The following is a 638-nucleotide window of genomic DNA, read 5'->3' as shown; positions in this document are numbered from 1 at the left end:
GATCGAGGAAGAACAGCGCCGAGGCGGCCACCGCGATCGCGGCGGAGATCAGCCCGGAAGTGATGCCGCTGATCGAGCTCGCGAGCGCCACGATGCAGACGAACAGCGGCGCAGGGTTGGGAACGGCGATCATGAGGCGATCGATCAGGAAGGCGGCGAGCCCCGTGATCGCCGCCAGGGCCGGACCTGAAATTGCACGCCAATCAAGCCGCATGCGCGTTCTCGCTATCCATCGGCCAAACGATAAAGCCGCAGTTTGACGACAGGGCCGCAACGGCGCCGGGATTTCCGTGCCGACCGTTAAGCGACCCTTGCGCGGGCCGAGCGAGCTTTCGTTGCTTTCAAATCAAATGATATGCAGGTCGGATGGAACCCGGTTCCGGGCCCGCGGGTTACCGCGTGCTTTGCTCGAAGAGGATATCGATGCCCGCCATTTCTCCGTCGCTGCTGCCGATCCTGATGCTGTTCGCCTCGAACGTCTTCATGACCTTCGCCTGGTACGGGCATCTCGAGTTCAAGGATCACTCGCTCCCCATCGTCATTCTGGTGAGCTGGGGCATCGCCTTCTTCGAATACTGGCTGGCGGTGCCGGCCAATCGCTGGGGCAGCGAGGTCTATAGCGCGGCACAGCTCAAGAC

General features: G+C 62.4%; 2 protein-coding genes. One reads left to right on the top strand and one right to left on the bottom strand.

What is annotated here, in order from left to right; all coding sequences use genetic code 11:
• Positions 1–214 (bottom strand): hypothetical protein (locus tag NS334_RS16485; RefSeq protein ID WP_206542694.1); only part of this gene is annotated, 214 nt, incomplete at its 3' end.
• Between the two features lie 209 nt (positions 215–423).
• Here NS334_RS16485 and NS334_RS16480 point away from each other — a divergent pair.
• A partial coding sequence (locus NS334_RS16480; protein ID WP_193753145.1) for a DMT family protein occupies positions 424–638 on the top strand: 215 nt, incomplete at its 3' end.

This window comes from Sphingomonas endophytica (assembly GCF_001476895.1).
GTDB lineage: Bacteria > Pseudomonadota > Alphaproteobacteria > Sphingomonadales > Sphingomonadaceae > Sphingomonas > Sphingomonas endophytica_A.
This window is presented reverse-complemented; position numbering and strand designations above follow the sequence as displayed.